The following is a 24,830-nucleotide window of genomic DNA, read 5'->3' on the forward strand; positions in this document are numbered from 1 at the left end:
AATCGTGGGCTATACCCACGATAAAATCGTATCATAAAGCTTTTTTCTTTGCAATAAAAACCATCAGTTATCTAGTTCGATCAATTTCTCCTGGTTTTTCTTGCTTTTATCGTCACGAATCAAACGAATCACAAAAATCACAATCGTGCGACAAATGGCGTAGAAAGGTACTCCTAAGAAAATACCCAGTAATCCAGCGATGTTCCCTGCGACTAGCAACACTAAAATAATGGTTAGCGGATGAATCGCCAATGACTTGCCGATGACATTAGGATAGATCACATTACCGTCTAATTGTTGAACGACTAACACGACTACACCACATAACAGAGCCCGGAAAGGATCATCAAAGATCGTCACTAAAACTGCCGGAATCAAGCCGAGGTAAGGGCCTAAATAAGGAATCAAGTTAGTGATCCCTGCAATGACACCAAATAAAAAGGCGTAATTGACACCCACTAGCCAGTAGCCGATAAAGGTAAAGGTCGCGACAAAAATACATTCAATCGCTTGCCCGCTAATGTAATTGGACAATGTTTTATTCAGATCACCCAATAACTCGATGATTTGATTTCGTCTTTTTTCAGGTAAAACTGATTGAATATTTGGCACAAGTTTCTCGCCGTCTTTCAGCATATAAAACAAGATGAATGGCACTGTAACAATGATCATCGTTGCTGAAGCAATCGTTCCTACGATCGATCCCAAACTTGTTGACAGCCCACTTAGAAATTGTTGCAGCAATGAACCATAGGAAAGATTGAGATTTTCTAACTGTTGCGCAAAGTCGATCTGTTTAAATACTGGGTCATCTGCTATTTTAGAAATCCAAGTCTCCATATTTTTAGCAAAAGTAGGAATATTTTCTGCAAGTTGTGAAATTTGGTTGATCAGATTTGGAATCACGCTTACGACTGTTAGGACAATAGCTGCTACTAATAAGAGTAAAACTAAAATCACAGCGTAGATTCTTTTGATCTTGGTGGTCTTCATCAGAAAAACGACGATCGGATTAAGTAGATAGTACAAAAAGCCTGCAATCAAGACCGGCGCAAATAATGTCGAAAAAAATGTTCCTACTGGTGCAAATAAGAAATTGATTTTGCTCAATACCAGGGCTAACGTGGCAAGAACGAGAATTTCTAATGACCAGAAGAAAAGTTTTGATTGTTTGAATTTGTCGAACAAACGATTCCCTCCTTTTTTTCACTATTATAGAGTATTTTGCAAAAAAAAGCTTGCGACTTTAGCCGCAAAAGTAATTTTTCTTTTCGTAAAAATGGTATACTTAGAAAATAATTGATGAAATAAGAAGGTGGTTGATTTTATGTTCGTCGCACAAACCAAAGATACATTAAGCGAAATTTATTTGGACTCGTTGAAAATTCGTAATGATGTCTTCGTCAAAGAACAAGGCGTGCCCTTAAGTCTTGAAATCGATCAGGACGAAGCAAACGCGGTTCATTTTGTTCTCTATAATGAACAAAAAGAAGCAACAGCAACTTTGCGACTGCTTCCTATAGATAGCCACACATTGAAACTTCAGCGTATGGCCGTACCCGTTGCCCATCGCAAAAAAGGCTTAGGACGAATTTTGATCCAAGGGGCGGAGGATTTTGCTCGGAAACAAGGGTTTCAAAAAATCACTTTAGGTGCTCAGCTAACCGCAAAAGGTTTTTATCTTTCTCTAGGCTACCAACCGGAAGGGGAAGAATTTCTTGATGCGGATATGCCCCACATCAAAATGAGTAAATATCTGCAGAACTAGGTATCTTAAAAGCTGTCAATCACTTATAACTCACGTGATTGACAGCTTTCGCTGCTCTATAGAACTGGATGAATCTCCTTTTAAAGAAGCCCCGCCTTACAAATCAATCAGTTGATGACAGGCACTATTTTTTGATACAAAAAGACTCGACTTGTAATTAAAGTCGAGTCTTTTGCACAATGAAGTGATCCTTTACGGCTACTCCTTGCTATTTCTGAGACAACTGCTTGTAGCGATCATACCAAATGTCCACATACCCCTCAGAAAATGGTCCTTTGCCATTATTGATCCAATCTACTAAAATTTTGACATTTTCTTTTAAAATAAAATCAATGTCCTGCGGATAATGCATGATCTTGCTATGAAGCTCATATTCATCCACATCTAGTAAACGTTTCTCACCATCAGGAAATACTTTGATATCAAGGTCATAATCGATATATTTCAAGGCCTCTTCATCAAGCAAATACGGTGAAGCGAGATTACAATAATAGGAAACCCCCTTTTCTCGGATCATTGCGATTACATTAAACCAGTATTTTTTATGAAAATATACAATAGCTGGCTCACGGGTAACCCAGCGTCTTCCATCCGATTCAGTCACCAATGTATGATCATTGACACCAATCATTGAGAATTCGCTCGTCTTTAAGACCATAGTATCCCGCCACGTTCGATGCAAATTGCCGTCATGTTTGTAGCTTTGGATGCTGACAAACTCTCCTTCTTTTGGAACTCGCATAGCAACCCTTCCCTCAGCAAGAAAACTTGCGTTTTGTTTGGGTGTTCATTACACCGATATCGTAAATATTATAGCAATAAAACAACCCTTTGCCTAGAAATGTTTATCGACTTTATGATTTTTCTTCAATTGTTCGACTAATTTCAACTGAGGTTTGGGAAAGACATACTGTTCAAATTCTTCTGGCGCAGCCCATTGACTGTGTTCTAAGGAGAATTCCGACGGTGTGCGTCCATAAAAAAGCAGTACGTGCCATTTCAAATGACTAAAGATGTGAGTAACCTCACCAAGATGTCTTTTTTGCCAAACGACGGGAAATTCAGGGAAAATCGGAGCTGGTTCTTCTGCAACTGCATCCAATGTTAACTGTTGGTCTTGCCAATAAGCCAATAATTGCGTATAGGTCGCCTGATCCACTTCCAAAAGCGGAAAATGCCACATTTTGGCTAACAATCCAGTTTCTGGCCGCTGCACCAATAAAAAGCGGCCATCTTCTTCAATAGCTCCAGCAATGTAGTACACGTCTTTTGGCTTCGCTTTTTTTGATTTTACGGGAAAGTCGGTTTGTGTTCCCTGCTGATAAGCTAGACAATATTCTTGCAGTGGACATTCCTCGCATAATGGCGAAGTAGGCGTACAAATACTTGAACCAAGATCCATCAAAGCTTGATTGAATTCTCCTGGCTCATCGTGAGAAATGATTGTACGCATTGCTTCATCAAAGACTCCGCGAGAACTTGCTTTTGCTATATCTGCCTCAATACAAAACAAACGACTCACTACACGCATCACATTGCCATCGATTGCAGGTTCCGGCAATCCAAAAGCGATACTGCCGATCGCCCCGGCAGTGTAAGGACCAATCCCCTTTAACGAACGAATATCAGTGATGGTCTGTGGCATCTCTCCATCGAACTCTGCCATGATTTGTTGAGCGGCAGCTTTTAAATTGCGGGCACGAGAGTAATAACCCAATCCTTCCCAAGCCTTCAAAAGCTTCTGTTCTTCTGCACCAGCTAAATCTTTGATGGTTGGAAATTGTTCCATAAAGCGGTAATAATAGCCAATGACGGTGTCCACTCTTGTTTGCTGGAGCATGATCTCCGAGATCCAGATTGCATAGGGATCATTGGTTGCTCGCCAAGGGAGATTCCTTTTTTCATCATGGTACCAGTTCAAAAACTTGTCTTGGAAAGAACGAATGTCCTCTTCTGACCACTTTTCCCACTGTTTATTCATCCATAACTTCCTCATCTAAAAATTGTTGGATCGCATCCAGCGCGAACCCTTTTTGGTAAAGACCTTGTTTGATTTTCATTTTTCTTTTATTCAAAGGCAACCGCTGATGTCTTCGTAAAAGTCGTTGACCCTCTTTTTGCAAAGCTGCGTTTTCCTCTTCGTCGTCTCTATCTGTAGGCAGTTCATCTAAAATTAATTGGATAACTGGTTGTCTAAACCCTTTTTGCATTAGGTGCAGCGATAGTTTCTGCATCATCTCTTTGTGACTTTTCCCTTGAAACCGACGCAATGCTTTTTCGGCAGTATGATAGCCGACATCAAATTGCTGTTCTTCTGTATATAACGGCATCACTTCTTGAATCACTTCTTCAGACAGCCCTTTTTGTTTTAGTTGCTGACTGATGACTGATGGCCCTTTGTCTCCTAAACGGATTTGTGTCCGCAAGTAGCTTTCTCCATAGGTACGGTCATCAAGTAAATTTAGTTCTTTCAATCGCTGCACGACCAAATGGCGATCCTCTAAATTGATTTCTTTGTCTTTTAGGTAGGTACGAACTTCTTTTTCGGAACGCAGTTGATAACTAATGTAATTCATTGCTTGCTGCAGCCCAATATCAAAACCGGAGCTTTTTTTGATTTCGGTCAACTCTTCTTCCGTTACTTCTTTTCCTTTTAGAAGACGGAAACGAACCAGAAGATCCTCAGAAACCCGCAAAGATTCTCCATTGGAGCAGTCTACTTCGTAAAAGGGACCTTTTCCCTTACTGATACGAATGATCGTTATCATTTTCTTCACCTCACGAACGTATATTCTAGTTTATCACAAAAAAGGGGAAATTCCTTCAAAAGAGCTATAAAAAGTATGGTAAAATAGAGAGACTATTTATCGATAAGGAGCAATCATGGCAAACGTACAACTTAAAAACGGTCAAAAACTACAACTGACGATCAAACGTTTAGGAATCAACGGAGAAGGAATCGGCTATTATAAAAAATTGATCGTCTTTGTCCCGCGAGTTCTTCCGGGAGAAGAAGTGATTGCAGAAGTGACCAAAGCAACTCCGAGGTTTGCAGAAGCAAGAATGACCAAAATCATCAAAAAAAGCAGCGACCGTATTCTCCCTCCCTGCAAATTTTATGATCGTTGTGGGGGCTGTCAATTACAGCATCTTGTTTATGAAAAGCAGCTAGACTTTAAGAAAGACTTATTAAAACAAGCATTAACCAAATTTAAGCCCAAAGGTTATCAGAAGTATATCTTAAAAGATACGATTGGCATGGAAGAACCATGGCACTATCGCAACAAAGCGCAATTTCAGTTGCGATATGATACAAAATCAAAACGAATCGAAGCTGGTCTTTACGAAATGGATTCTCATCGTTTAGTGGCGATCGATGATTGTCTCGTTCAAGAAAAAGCAACACAAGATGTGATCAATGGCCTTGTGCAGTTACTGAACAAGTATCAGCTCCCAATCTATGATGAAAGAAAAAACAGCGGCATCCTAAGGACTCTGATGGTCAGAGTGGGCAGAGCGACTGGCGAAGTACAAGTCGTTTTTATCACGAACTCTAGCAAATTACCACAGAAAAATGCCTTGATTCGAGAAATCAATCAACGCATGCCCCAAGTAGTTTCGATCATGCAAAATGTCCAAAGCAAGAAGACCTCGGTGATCATGGGGGATGAAACTTTACATCTCTGGGGAAAAGAAGCGATTGAAGAACGATTGCAGGAATTGACATTCGACCTTTCTCCTCGTGCATTCTTCCAATTGAATCCGCAACAAACTAGTGTACTTTATGACGAAGCAATCAAAGCACTGGCATTGTCAAAAAATGAAACCGTCGTTGATGCCTATTGTGGTGTTGGAACGATTGGACTAAGCCTCGCAAAACATGCAAAGGAAGTCCGTGGGATGGACATCATTCCGCAAGCAATCGAAAATGCCAAAGAAAATGCCCGCCGAATCCAAGCAACTAATACGCATTATGAAACAGGAACTGCTGAAGACTTACTCCCTAAATGGTTTGCTGCTGGTTTTAGACCCGACAGTATTGTGGTTGACCCCCCTCGAACTGGATTAGATGACCACCTGTTGCAAGCGTTAGTTGCTCAGCCGCCAAAGAAAATGGTTTATATCTCCTGTAATGTTTCAACATTAGCCCGTGATTTGGTCAAATTAGCGTCTGTCTTCAAGATTGAGTATCTACAGTCTGTTGACATGTTTCCTCAAACTGCTCGTTGTGAAGTTGTCGTTAAATTGACGCGTATATAAAAAGCCTAGCCATCTTCAAGTAAATGAAGATGGCTAGGCTTTTTTAGGAATTCAGCTAGTATCCAAACACACATTGTTGGACACTAGCTGGATCAAATCTTATTTTGTGACTAAAGCATCAAGGCTGGCTACTGCCAAACTCATTTTGGCGATCTTATCCAATAATGCAAAACGATTGCGACGTATTGCCTCGTCATCTACCATGACCATTGTCTGATCAAAATAAGCTTCGATCAATGGTCTCAATGAAACTAGGCTTTGATAGTTTTGTTCCATCGTTTGTTGCGGGAACTTATCTTCAATGGCGACCACTGCCTCATAAAGCGTATTTTCTGATTCGTTCTCAAACAATTCAGGATTGATTTGTTTGTGTTCAAGATCTGCCTTTTTCGCAAGATTAATGACCCTTGTCAAAGCTTCCATCGATGGTTTGAAATCAGAATCATTCAAATGCGCTCTCAACATTTGAGCAGCTTCAAACAAAAGACTGACATCGCCTTGACGAGAGTTGATCACTGCTTCGATCACATCATGACGAATGTTTTTCGTTGCTAAGAATTGACGCAGACGTCCGTCAACAAAATCAATGACTTGCTCTTGTCCTTCATTCAATTGAATGCCATAGACTGATGGTTGTTCATTGATTGCTGTGCGGATTTTTTCCTGTAAACGGGCTAACGGGAAGTACCAACGTTTCTCAGCAATAATCCGAATGATGCCATAAGTTTGTCGGCGCAATGCGTATGGATCGTTCGATCCGCTTGGAATCATGCCCACTGCAAAGAATGACAGTAAACTGTCTAACTTATCAGCAATTGCTAAAACTGCTCCAACGCTTGATTCAGGTAACGCACCTTCAGCAGAGACAGGCATATAATGTTCACGGATCGCTTGTGCCACTTGCGGTGTTTCCCCTTGCAAGAGAGCATACTTTTCACCCATGACTCCTTGTAATTCCGGAAACTCACCGACCATATTCGTCACTAAATCAAACTTATAGATTTCTGATGCACGTTTCAATTCTGTTCTTTCATCTTCAGACAATCCGACGGTTTCTCCAATGATTTGAGCAATAACAGCTACCCGTTGCATTTTTTCATATAAGCTACCGATTTTTTCGTGGAAAGTGACTTGTTTTAGTTTCTCCACACATTGATCGATGGTAAGTTTCTTATCCTCATTATAAAAGAATTCCGCGTCTTCTAGACGTGCTGTCAATACTTTCTGATTTCCTTTGACTACATTATCGATTTTTACCCGATCGCCGTTTCTTGCTGAAATGAAATGGGGCAGCAAAACACCTTCTGGGGTGCGCACATCAAAATACCGCTGATGTTCTTTCATCGAAGTGACTAAGACTTCTTCTGGAACTGAAAGATATTTTTCATCAAAGTCACCGACAAAAGCAGTCGGATATTCTACCAAGTTGTTGACTTCTTCTAAAAGATCTTCATCAAGATCGATCCGCCAGTTGTTTTCTTTAGCAATTGCCTCAATTTGGTCTACGATCAATTGCTGTCTTTTGGATGGATCAGCGATCACAAATTGGCGTTCCATTTGACTCAAATAGTCATCGGCAGTTTCAAAGGTGACTTCTTCTCCAAGGAAACGATGGCCACGGGATTTCCGATCTGTTACTACGTCAAGGACTGTAAATGGTACGACTTCAGCGCCAAACAATGCTACGATCCAGTGGATTGGTCGGATATACTCAAAATCGAAATTTGCCCAGTGCATTGTTACTGGGAACGTCAAACTAGTAATGACCTCTTTCAAACCAGTTAAAACTTCAAGCGCTGGTTTACCTTGAGTATGCTTGGTGACATAGACATACTCCACACCATTTAATTCTTTGAATGTAATTGCATCTGTGGTCAATCCTTGTCCACGAACGAACCCTTGGGCTGCTTTTGACCAATTGCCATCGGCATCAATTGCAATTTTTTTGGCAGGTCCTTTCACTTCTTCTTGCGTATCAGATTGACTTTCCGGAATCCCAGTCACATATACAGCTAAACGTCGAGGTGTAGAATAAGCTTCGATCGAACTGAATTGCAGTGCATGAGCTGTCAAAAACTCCGCCGTTTTTTGTTGTAGCTGTTTCATGCTTGGCGTGACAACATGTGCTGGCATTTCTTCTAAACCGATTTCTAGTAATAGGTTTTTTGCCATTTTATTTCCCTCCCGCAATCAATTTTTCTGCTTCTTCTGGTGCTAATAATGGGTAGCCTAATTTTTCCCGTTCCGCCACAAATAACTTGGCAACTTGTCTTGCCATATTGCGGATACGAGCCAAATATCCAGCACGCTCAGTTACCGAAACAGCTCCTCGAGCGTCTAACAGGTTGAACGTATGACTGCATTTCAAAATATAGTCATATGCAGGATGAACAAGGCTTTCATCGATACAGCGTTTTGCCTCTGCCTCAAAGCGATCAAAATTGCTTAATAGCATCTCTTGATTGCTGACTTCAAAAGAATATTTTGAGTGCTCATATTCAGGCTGACGGAAAATCTCACCGTATTTGACCCCTGCCGACCATTCCAAATCATAGACACTTTCAACTTCTTGGATATAAGATGCTAAACGTTCTAGTCCATAGGTGATCTCTGAAGTAACGGGTTTGCAGGCTAATCCTCCCACTTGTTGGAAGTAAGTAAACTGAGTGATCTCCATGCCATCTAGCCAAACTTCCCAGCCCAGACCAGCACAACCCATGGAAGGATTCTCCCAGTTATCTTCGACAAAACGAATATCATGTTCTAGCGGATCGATCCCTAGCAAACGCAGACTTTCAAGGTATAATTCTTGAATATTTTCTGGAGAGGGCTTCATCACCACTTGAAATTGATGGTGCTGATACAAACGGTTGGGATTTTCTCCATAACGGCCGTCAGCAGGTCGGCGAGACGGCTCCACATAGGCGGCGTTCCAAGGCTCTGGTCCAATTGCACGTAAAAAAGTATACGGACTCATGGTTCCTGCTCCTTTTTCGGTATCATACGCCTGCATTAGCATACAGCCGTTATCAGACCAGAACTTCTGTAAAGTCAAGATCATTTCTTGAACGGTTAATTTACTCATTATTTTCTTCCTTTCTTACAACGCATTGACTACTGGATAAAATTCAACAACATGACCTGGAATCAATTTTACTTCAACAACATGGTCATCCGTCAAAACATCTGACAAATCATACAACATTTGGTCCGGTGTTGTTGTTAACTCTTTGACTATTTGGTCATCTTGTTTGACTAAGATTTGCAATGGAATACTTGCTAACACTTTTAATTTTTTTTCTTTGAATTCTGATGCAGCAATCGTCATATCAAATGGCATGAGGGTTCCCTCCTTTTCTAAGTCATTGATTCTACCGCAAAGGTTGAGTTTTTCATGAAATAGGACACAGGTACTACGTTCTCCCTGCGAACCTACTGTTTCACATCTGCTCGTCTCTTCTGTGTTACTCCTGCAGTCACTTCTACCAGCAGGGTTCGCTAACAAGGACATGCATGTCCTGTTTTGCAGGTCGATCACAGTGATTCGAGCAGTGGTGATCCACAACAAAAAATCCCTATACCTATACTTGCGCATAGATATAGGGACGATATTCTCGCGGTTCCACCCTACTTCCGATTACTCGGCAGCTTCATTAAGTCATACTCCCGGATGCCTGCGAAAAAAGGATTCAACTTGGCTTTCACTATCCCAAGCTCGCTGGATGACTCTGGCTTCTTTCTTTTTTCCGATCAACGTATTTATTTGATTATCCTTATCATAGTAGCTGTATAGGGACTTTGTCAATCAAAAAAATATAAAAGCAATCAATTAGGGCCTAAGTCCGGCTGATCGTGAAAGACGATCATATCTGATACCCGACCGTCACTTTCAAAAATCACAGCCTCGTTGTTTCCTTCTCGTAAATAAGGAGCTGGGATATATAACCGTCTTTGCGGTCCCTTCTCCCAGAAACGACCAATATTATGCCCATTGATCACAACAAATCCTTTGCCCCAGCCCGGCAGTTCCACAAATGTATCTGCGCATTCATCCACTTGAAAGCTCACTTTGGAGAAACTCGGTTGTCCCCTTTGCCAGTGGCCGGAAAAATCTACTTGATCAAGATTATCCATCGGTAGACTGTATATTTCCCATTCACTTTGAAACGCACCGTTGACGATCACTCCATCTTTGATACCTTTGTATTGATGATTCATTTGGACGGAGTAATTGACCCGTCCCATGTTCTCAACCAAGATCCCTAGTTCATTTGACTCCTCCGTCAGTGTGAGAGTCTTTTTTTGTCCAATTTCCTGATCATATTGAATAAATTGCAGCTGATTATTAATAAACGTATGGGCTCGATCCTGACAATGGATCAGTCGATAGTCTTCGATCACGCGCGATTTGCCAATTTGCGAACGATAATAGACATAGCCAGTAGCTTGATCTAACAGTTCCATCGTTAAAGGATAATTGTTCTTGACTGGTTGACTGATGCTAGCCAGTGTCTCAAAGAGAGAAACTCGCTGACTAACATTCCAGCTACCATAAGACCGTTTGGTGATTTTTGTAGTCAAAGGAAAGGATGGGATTTCGGTCATTTCACCTATGACTTGTTGAAATGCTTCATACTTAGGTGTCACATCGCCCCATTCCGTTAACAACGCATCATAGTCATAGCTAGTAACGTCTGGTGATAATTTCTCATAATAGTTGGCACCGTTCATAAAGCCAAAGTTCGTGCCACCATGGAACATATAAATATTGACGGAGCCAGCTTCTAAGCAATCCCGCAATTCATTAGCAGCGTCGGTTACCGATGTGGTATGGTGCTTGTCATCTCCCCATGCATCAAACCAGCCGATCCAAAATTCCATGACCATCAATGGCTGCTTCTTCCCATGGAATTCTTGAAGTTTTCTAAAATTCTCCTTAATGTCTGATCCACAGTTGATGGTTGGCAGCGCGATGTCCTTGATCGAACCGTTCTCTAACATATCCAGCCAAGGACCATCTGACGTAAATAAGGGCACGTCAATGCCATTGTGACGCATTAGTTCAGCAGACTTTCGCAAATAACTTTTGTCATTTCCATAACTGCCATATTCATTTTCAACTTGCATCATCAAGATTGGTCCTTCTTGAGTGATCTGTAAATCACTCACTTGAGAAAAAAGCTGGGTAAAGTATCGAGCGATCTTTTCCATAAACGGTGGATAGTCAAAGCGAATCTTCATGAAGGGATCTTTTAACAGCCAATAAGGAAGGCCCCCGAATTCCCATTCCGCACAAATATAAGGTGCTGGACGAAGGATCACATACAGCCCTACCTCCTGTGCAATCTGAATAAAGCGCCGCAAATCAAGATTATCGCTAAAGTCAAACTTTCCTTCCTGCGGTTCATGCATATTCCAAGGCACATACGTTTCGACTGTATTACAACCCATCAAACGTAATTTTTCTAAGCGATCCCGCCAATATGCAGGCACAACTCGAAAATAGTGGATCGAGCCGGAAATAATTTTCATGGGCTGGTCATTTAAATAAAATTCGTCTTTGATTGCAAAAGCAGTCATTCGCTTCTTCCTTCCTTGATTACATATACACTGTATTGATCTGCAACGGAATCTCCAGTCAAATGCTTACCGGACAGTAGGTCTTTCTTTCCTACAAATTGTGCCGGCACCTTTTGCGCTTGCTCCTGGAAATTGATGATAAAATAGTAAACCGCTTCTTCCGTATGACGACAGCTGATTTCTAGATTAGTTTCTCCTTCAATCACAGCAATTAGATTTGCGCTATTGATCGCTTCATCCAAGATCGTATTTAAAAGATCTTTTTCAAGTTGAGTCCCAATATAATAAACGACCCCTTTACCAAATCGATTTTTGGTCACTGCTGGTGAACCGGCATAGAAGTTACTCGTGTACTCCGCTACAGATTCAGCGGTCTCCAAATGGATAATCTCACTGACTAAGTTACTTTCTCCCTGTCTGCCCTTCTTTAATTGGATAACGTTCGTCTGCTCTGGTGCTAATGCATCAATTTCTTCTACCCAGATTCCTGCTAGCTCTCTTAAAGGCCCAGGGTAGCCGCCTAGATGGACATTGTCTGACTCGTCAACAATGCCACTCATATACGTTGTGATCAAGGTACCTCCTTGTTCTACAAAGGATTCAAGAGCTTCTTTCATACCTGCTTTTACCATGTACAAAACCGGTGCTACCAGCACTTGGTACTTGCTGAAGTCTGCATCAACTGACACCAAATCTGTTGCGATATTCTTTTCATAAAAGTAACGATAATATTGATGGATTTGTTGCACATAAGTCAAATCAACTGTTGGTCCGCTCGTATATTCCAATGCCCAATAATTATCCCAATCAAATAGAACACCAACTTCAGCCTTTGTTTCACTACCCAAAACTTCGTTCAGTCGGCTCAATTCTTCTCCTAATGCTGCAGTTTCTTTAAATACACGGGTGTTCTCGTGCCCAACATGTTCAATCACCGCACCATGAAACTTCTCACAAGCACCAATGGAGCGACGAAGTTGGAAGAATTGGATTGTATCTGCTCCATGAGCGATCGTCTGATAGCTTTGCGCGCGCATTTGGCCAGGTTTTTTCAATGAATTATATGGTTGCCAGTTTTGTTGAGATGGTGTTTGTTCCATCAACATAAACGGCGCTTGCTTCAATCCCCGCATCAAATCGTGGGTCATTGCAACGAAACTCCATGGTGTATTATACGAAGGATAGTTGTCCCAAGAAACAATATCCATTTCTTTTGCCCATTTGAAGTAATCGAGTCCTTTAAAAGTTCCCATCAAATTCGTGGTAATCGGTGTTTGACTATCGAATTGACGAATAGCGTCCCGTTCTAACTTAAAGTTTTCTAAAAGACTGTCAGAATTGAAACGACGATAATCGATAGAAATTCCTGCAAATGCGGTTTTGTCATGACCGATTCCTTCAGAAAGAGCATTCGGCAGAACGATTTCGTCCCACTCATAAACAGTATGCCCCCAAAATTCCAGATTCCATGCTTTATTCAATGCCTCGAGGGTTTGATACTTATCTTTTAGCCAGACCCGAAAAGCTTTCTCACAGTTTTCACAATAACACTCACCTCCATATTCATTATTGATATGCCAGCAAGTGATTTGCGGGTTATCACCATAGCGTTGCGCCAATTTTCCTGCTAATCGTTGTGTATATTTTTGGTAGACTAAGCTGTTAGGACACGCATTGTGCCGCTGTCCAAATTTATGATGCCGCCCTTCATAGTCAGTTCGAGCCACTTCTGGATAGCGCTTGAACATCCATGCTGGCAACGCCGCTGTTGAAGTCGCTAATACAATGTCGTAGCCTTCTTCACTCAACATATCAATCATCTCATCCAACTCATTAAAGTAATAATCGTGCTCTGAAGGTTGGATTTTTGCCCAAGAAAAGACATTGATGGTGGCACTATTGATGTGTGCATTTCTAAAAATTCGCATATCTTCTTGCCAGATTTCTTGCGGCCACTGATTGGGGTTATAGTCGCCACCGAATAAAAACCGTTCAAAAACTTTTTTCATGATTGACGCTCCTTTTTCTCATTGATAATTATTATTGTAAGGCTTTTCATAAAGTTGTAGTATAATAGGATTGTCATGATTCTATAATATTTCGAAACAAGGAGAATTCTATGTCTATCTATTTCTATCAGAACAACCCTCGGCTTCCTGTCAGTATCGAGAGCATTGGGAGTCAGTGGTCGCAAGATGAAGTGGTTCGCCCCACTGGTTACCCATATTATCACTGGTTGCAAACTACCGCTGGCCAAGGGACCGTCCTTTTTAACGATCAATCCTTTGTGTTAACTCCTGGGACTGGCATTTTGATTTTTCCATTCATCCCTCATCGTTACCATCCTCATAGAGACTGGCAGACAAACTTTGTTACGCTGCAAGGAGATTTAGTACAAGAATTGTTGAAACCTTTTGGCGGAAACCGCTACTTGATGGGACAAGATAGCCCTTTATTTTCTTACAGCGAGTGGATCAATCAACGAATCCGCGACGATCAAGAAAAAATATTAGACCCATTGCGCTCTTCCAGCAGTTGCTATCACTTTCTTTTGGCATTGATCCAACAACAAAATGCTGACGCAAATGAAAAGCATCATTTGTATCAACGCTACATTGCGCCTATACTACAAGAAATCGAAACCAATTATGCTCATCCATTGACCGTCGCTGAACTTGCGGAAAAAATTTTTGTAACTCCGCAGTATTTGTCGCGTCTCTTTCAGCGCTTTTTGGGGCAGTCAACCTCCCAATTTTTGCTGAATTATCGCCTGAATCGTGCCAAAGAATTATTGGTAGGCGAGCCTCATCTGGACATCCAAGATGTCGCTTTCTTGGTAGGAATCCCAGATGCAAGTCATTTCACTGCTCTTTTCAAAAAAAAAGTCGGCGCCACTCCAAAGAAGTTTCGCCAACTTTATCGTTGATCTTTGGGTTTCAGGATATCTTGCCACTGTCCCATTTGATCAATAAATTTTTTGCTTTTCAAATGTAAGCCAACATATTCATCATACAATAAATCAATTACCTGACGAATCGCTTGCTTCGTTTCTGGTTTTAACTTGATCGATGCGATTTGTTCATAAGAGATTTGTGCAAACAAACGAATAAAATGGATTGCCCTTGGATCACCGTGATAACGATGGTCATCTAAGGCCCAATGCTTTTCACATATGACGCCATTGTATTTCGAGGAATAATCAAAGCGGCCTTCTGTTTGTCCGCAGACCGCACAGTGGGCCCATATCGGTGAGACCCCAAAACGCTGCAGCAACTGAATCTCAAAAATATTGGCGATGATCTCTGCATCATTATCAGCATCCATCAACTGCAAAGCTTCATGTAAGAAATGATAGAGATTTGGATCGTACACGCGGTCATCGATCGCAGAGTCAGCCAGATTCAATAGATACGTAGCATAGCCTGCAAGAAAAATATCACCTTGGATTTTGCGAAAAGAATGGATATCTTTGGCATTATTCAAGAATGACAAGCCCTCTGAACGAATATTTCCAATATAGGTCGCTTCAGTGTACGAAAGCAGAGCTGGCGTTAAAGGATTATTCTTGCGGTGGGCACCTTTTACATAGAACATTTGCTTTCCAGCCGATTCAGTGAATATTTTGACCAATTTATCTTTTTCTTTATGGTCCCTAGTAAATAACAAGATCCCTTTTGTTTCAACTAAATTCATGAACAACGCTCCTTTCTAAACCAGAAAGCTGAAGCAGCTCAATTCCCTTCGCTTGCTCCAGCTTTCTTTGTCTTTTCTCTCATCAAACTTCTTAGCTGATCTTGTTTAGAGAAGATTAATAATCATCGTTCCGATAACCGTAGTCTGTCAGGAAGGTTTGTTTGTCTCGCCAGTCTTTTTGAACTTTGACCCATAACTCCAAGTAAACTTTATCATCTAACAAATGCTCGATATCTAATCGTGCTTTTGTTCCGATTTGTTTCAGCATTTTGCCGCCTTTTCCAATAATGATTCCTTTTTGGCTATCCCGTTCAACGACGATCGTTGCTTGAATATGAACTTTATCATTTTCATCCCGTTTCATCGAGTCAACCACCACAGCGACTGAGTGAGGCACTTCGTCTCTAGTCAGTAATAGCACTTTTTCCCGCACTAATTCTGAAACGATGAAATACTCTGGATGGTCTGTGATTTGATCCTCAGGAAAATATTGGGGTCCTTCCGGCATTTGATCAATGACTAATCTCATCAATGTCTCAAAGTTATTTCCTTCCGTTGCCGAAATCGGCACGATCTCCGCAAACGTCATTTGAGCCGCATAATCTTCGATAATAGCTAAAAGTTCATCCGGATGTACTTTATCGATTTTATTGATGACTAGAAAGACCGGCGTCTCGTTTTTCCGCAGCCGCTCGATAATGAAGTCATCGCCCTTCCCCCGTTTTTGATCGGCACTGATCATAAATAAGGTCACATCGACTTCCCGAAGTGCACTATAGGCAGTTTCCACCATGAAATCTCCTAAGCGATGTTTTGGCTTATGGATTCCAGGAGTATCGATAAAAACGATTTGTGCATCTGGTGTTGTGTAAACCCCTTGGATTTTATTTCGGGTCGTTTGCGCTTTGTCGCTCATGATAGCGATTTTTTGACCTACTACGCGATTAAGTAATGTGGATTTACCAACGTTGGGCCGGCCAACAATGGCAGCAAAGCCTGATTTATGTGTTGTCATAGGTGATCTCCTCTGTGTGTTATCTTTCTAAAAGAACTCTAAAATTTTAGGTATAAAAATGATTGCCGCAACGATCAATGCAAAGAATGCAGTCATCAGGACTGCTCCTGCCGCCATATCTTTGATTTTTTTGCCAATGGGATGGAAGTGAAAATCGGTAAACATATCAACGACATTCTCAAAGACTGTGTTGACGATTTCCACGATCCAAACCAAGAATACCGACAATAACAACCAGAGCCATTCCATTTGATTTAATCTAAAGACAAATCCCGCAATGATCGCAACGATGCCTAATAAGACATGTTTGCGCATATTGCGCTCTTCGTCAAAGACGGTCTTGATTCCTGTAAAGGCAAATTCAATGGATGTGATAAATTGTTTGTTTTTTTCTGTATTCTTATCTTTTGAGTCCATAGGCATCCAATATTTCCTTTTGCAGACCGAACATTTCTTTCTCATCTTCTGGCGTCATATGATCATAACCATTGATATGCAAAAATCCATGCAGTGCTAAAAAGCCCAATTCCCGATCATAGCTGTGTCCATACTCACTAGCTTGCTCTTTTGCCCGCTCGACTGAAATCATGATATCCCCGAGATTTCTCGGCATAGCTGGCATTTCATCATCAAAGATGATCGGCAACTCTTCTTCCGTTTCTTCTTCTAAAGCAAAACTGATGACATCTGTCGGTTGATCTTTATCACGATAGTCACGATTGATGATTTGGATAGCGGCATTGTCCATGAAGGTGACAGACATTTCCGTATCCTCAGGCAGCTTCAAATAGTCTGCCGCATATTGCAGCAGTTCATCAATTTCATTGATTTTCTCTTGACTCACTGTATTTGTTTCATCTAAAAAAGCAATCTCCATTACCGATCTCTTCTTTCTTGTTCTTCTTTCATTTTTTCCGCTTCGGATTTCATTTTTGGATATTTGATCCGCGAATGGAATGTACTACACAATCCATTGACTAAGGACTTTTCAATGATACGAATTTCATGCAATGTCAATCCGGACTCATCTAATTGTCCATCCAGAATCCGATCATTGATCAAATTCGAAACAAATTCCTTGATTTTCTGATCTGTGGGATTATCCATTGCCCGCACAGCAGCTTCACAACTATCCGCGATACTAACGACCCCGGCTTCTCTTGTTTGTGGTTTTGGTCCAGGATAGCGAAAATCGGCTTCTGTCACTTCTGGATTACGCTCTTTTGCTTTGACATAGAAATAACGCATCAAGGTTGTTCCATGGTGCTGGCGACAAATATCCACCACCATCTGAGGCATTTTCTCATTTTCTAAAAGAACCGCTCCATCGATCACATGACCGAAAATGATTTGCTTGCTGTCTTCCGGAAGCAAAAAGTTATGGGGATTTTCAGCCCCTGCGGGTAAATTCTCGACAAAGAAATTCGCATGCTTTAATTTACCGATATCATGATAGTAACAAGCGACCCGTGTCAGTAAACTTTGTCCACCGATCTCTGCTACAGCATTCGCACTCAAATTGGCGACCATCATACTATGATGATAGGTTCCTGGTGCTTCTTCCAGCAATTGTTTAAGTAACGGGTGATTTGGATTACTTAGTTCGTTCAGAACGATCATGCTATTGTCTGAGACCAATAACTCAATGTATTGATGCAAACCAATCGTTAGTAGATAGCTAAGTAATGAACCCGCTAAGGCACAAATGATCGTCGTCCAGGTATTGCCTCTCGCGAAATCCATCCCTTGGAAAATCACTAACATGACACTTAATAAGAACGGAAAGACGATGACCCACACAATGGCTGTTCGTCCTTGACTGGCGATCCGTTCCCTTCTGATCATTGTTCCCATCAATCCAGAGAACAAATAGGTTACCAAGACAGTGGTCAGCATATTCGTACCGCTGGAATCAAAATAAATGAAAATCGCATTGATCACTTGAAACATTGCAGCTAGAATTCCCAAACGCCGACTTGAGAATATATTCAAGATCAGCGGGGTAAAGGCAGCTGGAAAGAATAACGGAATGAACGCGATGAGTTCAGACTGAAATAGTTGGAAAAATTTCATCAATAAAATACTAAAAATCATCGCAATGACATAAAAGGTCACAGCATTCATCCGTTTGTCTTCGTTTTTTGTCTGCCGTGTGTAATAAAAGAGCATGAGCATCTGTAAAGCAGCAGTAAAAACTAAAGCAATCAACGGAAATACAGAGAAGGTTTGACTCGTCAGACCGAGAAGCTGCAATTTTTCTAATGCATTTGAATCAATCTGCGAGCCTTCCCGGACAATGATCTCACCTTGATAGATCATAACAGGCTGAACAGCGTCTTTGGCAGCTTGCCGCGCTTCTTCCGTTCGTTTCTCATTAGGAAAATCGTTGACAACGATTCCTTGATTGACTAAAAAGCGTAATGCTGTTGCCATTTCAGAAGTTACATCCAAAAATTGGATCTTTTCTTCAGCTTCTGATCGAAAAGTACTCAATTCAGATTGGCGGATCTGTTTAGCCATTTGTTCATCAACAAGCTGCAGCGCATAATCTCTTACCGTATTCAGCTGATTACTATTCAATGAAAATAATGTCGACAAAAAATTATTGGTCAGTGCTTGATAAAAGTCAAGTTCATCATCACTCATTTTTTCAAATTCTTTTTTTAAAGTGGCGATATACTCTTCTGTATCCGGTTTAGGAACATTTTCATTTTCACCAGCAGCTTTGACCGCAGCTTCATATTTCGTATTGACAGTCTTGTTGACTGTCTCGATCAATTCAAACAGATGATTGATCCGTTCATGTTGAACTTGTGCCAAATCGTCTTGATACGTGTATTCAGGCGAGACGGCTTCAGCGGCTAGCGTACGTTTTTGTTCAGTAGCAGTTGTGTTTTCAATCGTTTTGTTGGCTCGGATATTTTCTTCCGCAACCTGCCCCTCGCTATAGTCGACATTGTTTTGTTTTACACTGGAAAACATGATCCCAATAGATAAAACAAAAAAGAGCACCATAAGCAGCGGCAGGTAAAAGCGGCCTAATTTTTCTCGAAAATTCCGTAACGGTTGTATGATCATTTTACCCCTCCTGTCCGACAATCAACGTTTTTCTTTACTATCGGATTCCTCATAGGCACGTATAATGTCTGCAACGACTGGATGACGAACGACATCTCCTGCTTCAAAGTGCGCGAACGCAATTTTAGGAATTGCTTCTAACGCTCGTTGCGCATGAATCAGTCCGCTCGTTGTTCCTTTTGGTAAATCAATTTGACTTGTATCGCCATTAACGATCATTTTTGAATTAAATCCTAGGCGGGTCAAAAACATTTTCATTTGGGCAATGGTGGTATTCTGTGCCTCATCAAGAATCACAAAAGCATCTTCCAAAGTCCGCCCCCTCATATAGGCTAGCGGAGCAATCTCGATCACGCCGCGTTCCATCAAACGATTGGTATGATCCATCCCAAAGATTTGATAAAGTGCATCATAAACGGGACGCAAATAGGGATCGACTTTTTCTTTCAGATCACCTGGTAAAAAGCCAAGATTTTCACCTGCTTCAACAGCGGGTCGCGTCAAGATGATTTTTTGAACTTGTCCTTTCTTCAATGCCGCAATGGCCATGACAACGGCAAGAAACGTCTTTCCTGTTCCTGCTGGTCCAACGCCAAAAACGACATCATGGGTTCTGATGGCTTCAATATATTTCTTTTGTCCGGCATTTTTTGCGCGGATCGGCTTACCGTTACGATCTTTGATGATTTCTTCTTCATACATATCTGTGAAATAATCTAAGTTTCCTTTATTTGCCATGTTCAATGCCGTAATAACATCTGGCGTGCTGATATTGATCCCTCGTTTGATCAACTCTTGCAGCGCATGGATCACGGATTGGGCTTTTTCAGCGGCTGTCTTTTCACCAATGATTTGGATCATTTCCCCGCGGGTATGAATCGTTGTTTGTGTAGCATCTTCGATGACTTTGATATGTTTGTCATGGGAACCCAACAACAAACTAATATCATCATTTTGAGTCAGTTGGATTTCCAAAGAAATACGCTCTTCTGTCAAATAAGTTACAGCTCCTTTTTTAGGCATTCTAGTTTATAATACCACACAATCGCTAAAAGCAAAATTACTTGTAAGCTTCAAGAAACGTTTTGGCAGCGTTCTTTGCAATTTATTAATAGTTTGTTTTTCGGTCATTGATTCTACTTAAAAATACTCACTAAGATAGAACAAAAAAGCCGTAAGCATCCAATAAGATGCTTACGGCGTGTCCTTACATTTGCTCTAATAATTCTTTGACGATCGCATTCACTTGGTTGCCGTCTGCTTTGCCTTTTACTTGAGGCATCACAGCGCCCATCACTTTTCCGAATTCCTTCGGAGAAGAAACACCTGTTTTTTCGATCGCACCAGCAACGATTTGGCGAATTTCCGCTTCATCAAGTTGTGCCGGCAAGTATTTTTCAACAATTGCAATTTCACCTTTGACTTTTTCAGCCAGATCGGTACGGTCGGCTTTCTCAAATTCAGTCAGAGAATCACGACGTTGTTTCATTTCGCGAGACAACACAGTCAACTCTTCCTCTTCGTTCAAGTCGGCACCTTTTTTGATCTGTTCGTTTTGAATCGATGCTTTCAACATGCGAATCACCTGCAACGTTTCCTTGTCTTTGGCTTTCATCGCTGTTTTCATGTCATCATTCAGTGTACTTAGTAGCGTCACACTACCAGCTCCAATTCTCAAAACAGTAGAAAATTAGAATTTTTTACGTTTTCTAGCTGCTTCAGATTTTTTCTTACGCTTTACACTTGGTTTTTCGTAAAATTCACGTTTACGAGATTCCTGTAAAGTACCCGCTTTTGACACGGAACGTTTGAAGCGACGAAGAGCATCGTCAAGTGATTCGTTTTTGCGAACGACTGTTTTTGACATGTAAATTCCCTCCCTCCGAGCTTAAAAAGTAACCGTATTTGTCATTGAAATAAAATCTCAAAAAACAAGACTGTCCTTTGAAAATTATAGCTAACCCCTGAAAAAGTGTCAAGGTATTCTATTAAAAAAGTCGATGAACTTCCTGATTCAATCTTAGAATCCGAACAATCAGCGACAATCTTCACATCTGCCTAGAATTTCAAAACGATGGCCTTCGATACTACACCCGGGCAATTGTTCTTGAAAGAAATCCATTGGACAAATATGCAGCTCTTTTGTTTTGCCACAAACCGTGCAAATAAAATGATGATGGTGATGATCTTCCAATTCCACGCAGCAATTATAACGAAATTTCATTTCTCCATTCAATTCAGTCTCTTCCAAGATACCAATCTCAGAAAAGTCATGAAGGTTGCGATAGATCGTGTCATAACTTAGACCTGGGTATTCTTCAGACATGAATTCATGGATTTCTTTTGCCGGCAAATAACGGTTGCGTTTCACTAAATAAGTAATGATAGCTTCTCTTTTTTTGGTATATTTATAGCCATGTTCTTTTAATATCGACATAGCTTGCTCAATCAATGGTTGATTTTTCATCGAATCCCTCCAGTAAATCAAAATCATTCCGATTTTTAGCGATCGTAAGTATGGTATAATGAAATTATCAAAAATGCAAGAGAGGATTTTACTATGAACCCACAAGAAACGATTGTCACGATTTTTGTCTTGTCCGATTCAGCAGGAGAAACGGCCTCCAAATTAGCTCAAGCAACGATGGCACAGTACCCGAGTGTTGAATTCAATTTATTTCGGCGTACCTTTATTCACACCAAAGAACACTTGATCCAGGCGTTGACTGATGCCAAAAAACACGATGCCATTATTTTGCACACACTGATCAACGATGAGCTAGTCTCGCTAACCAATCACTTTTGTGAAGAAGCCGACCTATATCATTTTGATGTATTGACTCCTCCTGTTACCGAGGTAGAAAAACGCACAGGTGTCGCTCCATCGCGAGAACCCGGCGCATTGCATCATTTAAACAAAAATTATTTCAAACGTATCAAAGCAATGGAATTCGCTGTTAAATACGATGATGGAAAAGACCCACGAGGTTTTCTCGAAGCCGATGTCGTTTTGTTAGGTGTTTCCCGAACATCAAAAACTCCGCTAAGTCTTTTCTTAGCCAACAAAAACTTAAAGGTGGCGAATTTGCCTCTTGTGCCCCAAGCACATATTCCTAAGCAGTTGTGGGAAATCGAACCGAGTAAAATCGTTGGGTTAACGAATGATCCCGACGTTTTAAACAGCATACGCAAAGAACGGATGCGTTCTTACGGATTGAATCCAGACACGGCGTATTCAGATATTGAAAAAATCCGGGCTGAATTAGAGTTCGCCAATGATCTTTATCAAAAATTGGGCTGCATTGTCATTAATGTTGCCTCTCTTTCAATTGAAGAGACAGCTTCCATGATTTTGAATGCATTGAATTTGGAAGACCATAGTTACTACACGTCAGAAACAGAAGAATAACCAGCCACAAACGTTTTGAACAAAAAGATCCCCAGAATAATGGTCAGCTAGACTGTACCATTATTCTGGGGATCTTTGCTTGTGTCAAATCAGAAAAGTCTAAAAGACTTGGACGCCTTCGCGATCGATCTGCAGCTGTTCGATCGCTGCATTGGTCTCGAGCGCATGGAGAAGGCGGCAGATCTTATCTGCCTTTTCGGGTGGGACAATCGCTAAGACAGTTGGTCCAGCCCCACTCAAGAAGCAGCCATAACCGCCTTCTTCTTCACAAATTTGGCGGATCGTGGATAAATGCGGAATTAATTTTTCGCGATAATTCTCATGAAAACGATCCGCCTGCATCATTTTACCTGCTAAAGGTAGATTCCCTTTGATCACTGCTGCGATCATCACATTGGCGATTGCACTAGATTCAACAGCAGTTGAAAAGTCCAGTGTTTTAGGGAGGACATTCCGACTAGCTTCTGTCAACAATTGTTCTTGCGGAATATAAGCAACGATATCGCATTCCGGAAAATGATGTTTAACAACATAAGTTTGTTTATGTTCATGATCAAAGGCCGTAATCAGAAAATCGCCATAAATTGCTGGTGCCACATTGTCGGGGTGACCTTCAATGGCCGTTGCAATATCAACTTTCTGTGCATCACTTAAGTTCAGGTGTCCTAAACGATTGGCTAATTCGATTCCAGCCACGATAACCGATGAACTGCTGCCTAATCCCCGTGCTAAAGGTATATCTGAGTACATGCGGATTTTACGCGGTGTAAGTGTAGGTGCAAGCTTTAGCGCGACACGTAACAGCAGATTACTTTCATCATTAGGAATTTCACTGCCAAGTTCATGTAAGATCTCCCATCGGTCACTTTCTTCCATAATTTCAATGAATAGATATTTTGAGAGAGCAATCCCGCAAGAATCAAAACCAGGTCCTAAATTTGCACTGGTTGCAGGAACGCGAATCTTCATAGTTGAGACACTCCTTTACGCAGGTGTTGCCGCATTTCTTCTAGATCACTCATCTTATGGATCGCTACTTCGGTAGCCTGAATAGCTGTATCAGGATCTTTCAAGCCGTTTCCAGTAAAGACTGCCACTACGGTTTCACCAGGACGAATTTTCCCGTTTTTCACGTGCTGAATCACGCCTGCTAGTGAAGCAGCCGATCCTGGTTCAATAAAGACACCGTCTTGTGCAGCTACCTTTCGGTAAGCATTCAAAATCTCTTCGTCGGTTACAGCATCGATAAACCCATTTGATTCATCACGAGCGGCTTCTGCTAGCTTCCAACTTGCTGGATTGCCGATCCGAATCGCTGTTGCGATTGTTTCTGGCTCTTCGATTACCGTGCCTTTTACGATTGCTGCGGCACCTTCTGCCTCAAATCCATGCATTCTTGGTAGTGAAGTCCCTTGTTTGTCATGCCATTCTTTGAATCCTTTCCAATAAGCAGAGATGTTTCCAGCATTTCCTACTGGAATTGCTAGTACATCTGGCGCTTTCTCCAGCTGCTGGCAAATTTCGAAGGCAGCGGTTTTTTGTCCTTCCAAACGGTAAGGATTGACTGAATTCACGAGGGCCACAGCTTCGGTTTTGGCAATATCTCTAACTGCTTTTAGTGCTTCATCAAAATTCCCGGGAATAGAAATAATATCCGCGCCATAAACGATCGCCTGTGCCAACTTGCCCATTGCGATCTTACCATCTGGAATCACCACATAGGCTTTGATTCCTGCTCGTGTCGCATACGCTGCAGCAGCAGCACTGGTATTACCAGTAGAAGCACAAACAATTGCTTTTGCGCCTTCTTCCACCGCTTTGGCTACTGCCATCACCATTCCCCGATCTTTGAAAGATCCAGTAGGATTTAGTCCTTCGTATTTCCCGTACAATGTGATACCCAATTCTTTTGATAAGTTATTCAATGGAATCAGCGGTGTGTTTCCTTCTGCTAATGAGATTAGCGGTGTTTTTTCTGTCACCGGTAAATACTCTTTGTATTGCTTTAATAGTCCTTCATACATCTG

24 protein-coding genes are annotated in these 24,830 nt (G+C 41.3%); 4 read left to right on the forward strand and 20 right to left on the reverse strand.

Annotation, left to right across the window (positions count from 1 at the left end; all coding sequences use genetic code 11):
- Positions 1–63 precede the first annotated feature (63 nt).
- A complete protein-coding gene (locus EG2_RS03100) occupies positions 64–1,188 on the reverse strand; it encodes an AI-2E family transporter (RefSeq protein ID WP_003126318.1) in 1,125 nt (374 codons plus the stop codon).
- A 139-nt stretch (positions 1,189–1,327) separates the two neighbouring features.
- Between EG2_RS03100 and EG2_RS03105 the strand changes: the two genes are divergently transcribed.
- Positions 1,328–1,768: a GNAT family N-acetyltransferase gene (locus tag EG2_RS03105; RefSeq protein ID WP_060813404.1), complete on the forward strand. Its 441-nt coding sequence runs from the start codon at positions 1,328–1,330 to the stop codon at positions 1,766–1,768.
- A 208-nt stretch (positions 1,769–1,976) separates the two neighbouring features.
- On the opposite strand, the gene ntdP is transcribed toward EG2_RS03105, so the two are convergent.
- From ntdP to recX, 3 genes are all read right to left on the reverse strand, one after another.
- Positions 1,977–2,510 (reverse strand): nucleoside tri-diphosphate phosphatase, encoded by a 534-nt coding sequence (ntdP, locus tag EG2_RS03110; protein WP_003126316.1) that lies wholly within the window; start codon positions 2,508–2,510, stop codon positions 1,977–1,979.
- A gap of 93 nt (positions 2,511–2,603) precedes the next feature.
- A complete protein-coding gene (mutY, locus tag EG2_RS03115) occupies positions 2,604–3,749 on the reverse strand; it encodes an A/G-specific adenine glycosylase (RefSeq protein ID WP_060813405.1) in 1,146 nt (381 codons plus the stop codon).
- Positions 3,742–4,536, reverse strand: a complete 795-nt coding sequence (recX, locus tag EG2_RS03120; RefSeq protein WP_060813406.1) for a recombination regulator RecX — start codon at positions 4,534–4,536, stop codon at positions 3,742–3,744. The genes mutY and recX overlap by 8 nt, the downstream gene beginning before the upstream one ends.
- 115 nt (positions 4,537–4,651) lie before the next feature.
- Here recX and rlmD point away from each other — a divergent pair, with 115 nt between their 5' ends.
- The gene (rlmD, locus tag EG2_RS03125; protein WP_060813407.1) at positions 4,652–6,028 is read left to right on the forward strand and encodes a 23S rRNA (uracil(1939)-C(5))-methyltransferase RlmD; all 1,377 of its coding nucleotides are present in this window, start codon (positions 4,652–4,654) and stop codon (positions 6,026–6,028) included.
- Positions 6,029–6,127: 99 nt separating this feature from the next.
- Here the strand turns inward: rlmD and glyS are convergent, their stop codons facing one another.
- The 5 genes from glyS to EG2_RS03150 all read right to left on the reverse strand — a co-directional run bounded on the left by glyS (position 6,128) and on the right by EG2_RS03150 (position 13,617).
- Positions 6,128–8,200, reverse strand: a complete 2,073-nt coding sequence (glyS, locus tag EG2_RS03130; RefSeq protein WP_060813408.1) for a glycine--tRNA ligase subunit beta — start codon at positions 8,198–8,200, stop codon at positions 6,128–6,130.
- A gap of 1 nt (position 8,201) precedes the next feature.
- Entirely contained in the window at positions 8,202–9,113 is a 912-nt protein-coding gene (gene glyQ, locus EG2_RS03135) for a glycine--tRNA ligase subunit alpha (RefSeq protein ID WP_060813409.1), read from the reverse strand.
- A gap of 15 nt (positions 9,114–9,128) precedes the next feature.
- The gene (locus EG2_RS03140) at positions 9,129–9,368 is read right to left on the reverse strand and encodes a hypothetical protein (RefSeq protein WP_060813410.1); all 240 of its coding nucleotides are present in this window, start codon (positions 9,366–9,368) and stop codon (positions 9,129–9,131) included.
- 485 nt (positions 9,369–9,853) lie between these two features.
- Positions 9,854–11,608: a glycoside hydrolase family 35 protein gene (locus tag EG2_RS03145; protein ID WP_060813411.1), complete on the reverse strand. Its 1,755-nt coding sequence runs from the start codon at positions 11,606–11,608 to the stop codon at positions 9,854–9,856.
- A complete protein-coding gene (locus EG2_RS03150) occupies positions 11,605–13,617 on the reverse strand; it encodes a beta-galactosidase (protein ID WP_060813412.1) in 2,013 nt (670 codons plus the stop codon). The genes EG2_RS03145 and EG2_RS03150 overlap by 4 nt, the downstream gene beginning before the upstream one ends.
- 110 nt (positions 13,618–13,727) lie before the next feature.
- On the opposite strand from EG2_RS03150, the gene EG2_RS03155 reads away from it, so the two are divergent.
- Positions 13,728–14,534, forward strand: a complete 807-nt coding sequence (locus EG2_RS03155) for an AraC family transcriptional regulator (protein WP_060813413.1) — start codon at positions 13,728–13,730, stop codon at positions 14,532–14,534.
- Here the strand turns inward: EG2_RS03155 and recO are convergent.
- From recO to EG2_RS03200, 9 genes are all read right to left on the reverse strand, one after another.
- Positions 14,525–15,301, reverse strand: a complete 777-nt coding sequence (gene recO, locus EG2_RS03160; RefSeq protein ID WP_060813414.1) for a DNA repair protein RecO — start codon at positions 15,299–15,301, stop codon at positions 14,525–14,527. The genes EG2_RS03155 and recO overlap by 10 nt on opposite strands.
- Before the next feature lie 115 nt (positions 15,302–15,416).
- Complete coding sequence (era, locus tag EG2_RS03165) at positions 15,417–16,316, reverse strand: GTPase Era (protein WP_060813415.1); 900 nt, start codon at positions 16,314–16,316, stop codon at positions 15,417–15,419.
- A gap of 27 nt (positions 16,317–16,343) precedes the next feature.
- Entirely contained in the window at positions 16,344–16,733 is a 390-nt protein-coding gene (locus EG2_RS03170; protein ID WP_282956887.1) for a diacylglycerol kinase family protein, read from the reverse strand.
- A complete protein-coding gene (gene ybeY / locus EG2_RS03175; RefSeq protein ID WP_060813417.1) occupies positions 16,717–17,193 on the reverse strand; it encodes an rRNA maturation RNase YbeY in 477 nt (158 codons plus the stop codon). The genes EG2_RS03170 and ybeY overlap by 17 nt, the downstream gene beginning before the upstream one ends.
- Complete coding sequence (locus EG2_RS03180) at positions 17,193–19,394, reverse strand: HD family phosphohydrolase (protein WP_060813418.1); 2,202 nt, start codon at positions 19,392–19,394, stop codon at positions 17,193–17,195. The genes ybeY and EG2_RS03180 overlap by 1 nt, the downstream gene beginning before the upstream one ends.
- Before the next feature lie 21 nt (positions 19,395–19,415).
- Entirely contained in the window at positions 19,416–20,390 is a 975-nt protein-coding gene (locus EG2_RS03185) for a PhoH family protein (protein WP_060813419.1), read from the reverse strand.
- A 211-nt stretch (positions 20,391–20,601) separates the two neighbouring features.
- On the reverse strand, positions 20,602–21,051 hold the full coding sequence (locus EG2_RS03190; protein WP_060813420.1) for a GatB/YqeY domain-containing protein: 450 nt from the start codon (positions 21,049–21,051) through the stop codon (positions 20,602–20,604).
- 33 nt (positions 21,052–21,084) lie between these two features.
- Complete coding sequence (gene rpsU, locus EG2_RS03195; protein WP_002356740.1) at positions 21,085–21,261, reverse strand: 30S ribosomal protein S21; 177 nt, start codon at positions 21,259–21,261, stop codon at positions 21,085–21,087.
- Between the two features lie 168 nt (positions 21,262–21,429).
- Complete coding sequence (locus EG2_RS03200; protein WP_060813421.1) at positions 21,430–21,861, reverse strand: Fur family transcriptional regulator; 432 nt, start codon at positions 21,859–21,861, stop codon at positions 21,430–21,432.
- 93 nt (positions 21,862–21,954) lie between these two features.
- On the opposite strand from EG2_RS03200, the gene EG2_RS03205 reads away from it, so the two are divergent.
- A complete protein-coding gene (locus tag EG2_RS03205; RefSeq protein WP_003126279.1) occupies positions 21,955–22,803 on the forward strand; it encodes a pyruvate, water dikinase regulatory protein in 849 nt (282 codons plus the stop codon).
- Positions 22,804–22,902: 99 nt separating this feature from the next.
- On the opposite strand, the gene thrB is transcribed toward EG2_RS03205, so the two are convergent.
- Positions 22,903–23,772, reverse strand: coding sequence for a homoserine kinase (gene thrB / locus EG2_RS03210; RefSeq protein ID WP_060813422.1), 870 nt, complete (start codon positions 23,770–23,772; stop codon positions 22,903–22,905).
- A complete protein-coding gene (thrC, locus tag EG2_RS03215; RefSeq protein WP_060813423.1) occupies positions 23,769–24,827 on the reverse strand; it encodes a threonine synthase in 1,059 nt (352 codons plus the stop codon). The genes thrB and thrC overlap by 4 nt, the downstream gene beginning before the upstream one ends.
- Between the last annotated feature and the right edge of the window lie 3 nt (positions 24,828–24,830).

This window comes from Enterococcus gallinarum NBRC 100675 (assembly GCF_001544275.1).
Classification (GTDB): Bacteria; Bacillota; Bacilli; order Lactobacillales; family Enterococcaceae; genus Enterococcus_D; species Enterococcus_D gallinarum.

Bases quoted from the DNA above. Each gene is read 5' to 3' on its own strand.
- EG2_RS03105 (WP_060813404.1), top strand. From the start codon at position 1,328: ATGTTCGTCGCACAAACCAAAGATACATTAAGCGAAATTTATTTGGAC.
- ntdP (WP_003126316.1), bottom strand. From the start codon at position 2,510: ATGCGAGTTCCAAAAGAAGGAGAGTTTGTCAGCATCCAAAGCTACAAA.
- mutY (WP_060813405.1), bottom strand. From the start codon at position 3,749: ATGAATAAACAGTGGGAAAAGTGGTCAGAAGAGGACATTCGTTCTTTC.
- recX (WP_060813406.1), bottom strand. From the start codon at position 4,536: ATGATAACGATCATTCGTATCAGTAAGGGAAAAGGTCCCTTTTACGAA.
- rlmD (WP_060813407.1), top strand. From the start codon at position 4,652: ATGGCAAACGTACAACTTAAAAACGGTCAAAAACTACAACTGACGATC.
- glyS (WP_060813408.1), bottom strand. From the start codon at position 8,200: ATGGCAAAAAACCTATTACTAGAAATCGGTTTAGAAGAAATGCCAGCA.
- glyQ (WP_060813409.1), bottom strand. From the start codon at position 9,113: ATGAGTAAATTAACCGTTCAAGAAATGATCTTGACTTTACAGAAGTTC.
- EG2_RS03140 (WP_060813410.1), bottom strand. From the start codon at position 9,368: ATGCCATTTGATATGACGATTGCTGCATCAGAATTCAAAGAAAAAAAA.
- EG2_RS03145 (WP_060813411.1), bottom strand. From the start codon at position 11,608: ATGACTGCTTTTGCAATCAAAGACGAATTTTATTTAAATGACCAGCCC.
- EG2_RS03150 (WP_060813412.1), bottom strand. From the start codon at position 13,617: ATGAAAAAAGTTTTTGAACGGTTTTTATTCGGTGGCGACTATAACCCC.
- EG2_RS03155 (WP_060813413.1), top strand. From the start codon at position 13,728: ATGTCTATCTATTTCTATCAGAACAACCCTCGGCTTCCTGTCAGTATC.
- recO (WP_060813414.1), bottom strand. From the start codon at position 15,301: ATGAATTTAGTTGAAACAAAAGGGATCTTGTTATTTACTAGGGACCAT.
- era (WP_060813415.1), bottom strand. From the start codon at position 16,316: ATGACAACACATAAATCAGGCTTTGCTGCCATTGTTGGCCGGCCCAAC.
- EG2_RS03170 (WP_282956887.1), bottom strand. From the start codon at position 16,733: ATGGACTCAAAAGATAAGAATACAGAAAAAAACAAACAATTTATCACA.
- ybeY (WP_060813417.1), bottom strand. From the start codon at position 17,193: ATGGAGATTGCTTTTTTAGATGAAACAAATACAGTGAGTCAAGAGAAA.
- EG2_RS03180 (WP_060813418.1), bottom strand. From the start codon at position 19,394: ATGATCATACAACCGTTACGGAATTTTCGAGAAAAATTAGGCCGCTTT.
- rpsU (WP_002356740.1), bottom strand. From the start codon at position 21,261: ATGTCAAAAACAGTCGTTCGCAAAAACGAATCACTTGACGATGCTCTT.
- EG2_RS03200 (WP_060813421.1), bottom strand. From the start codon at position 21,861: ATGAAAAATCAACCATTGATTGAGCAAGCTATGTCGATATTAAAAGAA.
- EG2_RS03205 (WP_003126279.1), top strand. From the start codon at position 21,955: ATGAACCCACAAGAAACGATTGTCACGATTTTTGTCTTGTCCGATTCA.
- thrB (WP_060813422.1), bottom strand. From the start codon at position 23,772: ATGAAGATTCGCGTTCCTGCAACCAGTGCAAATTTAGGACCTGGTTTT.
- thrC (WP_060813423.1), bottom strand. From the start codon at position 24,827: ATGTATGAAGGACTATTAAAGCAATACAAAGAGTATTTACCGGTGACA.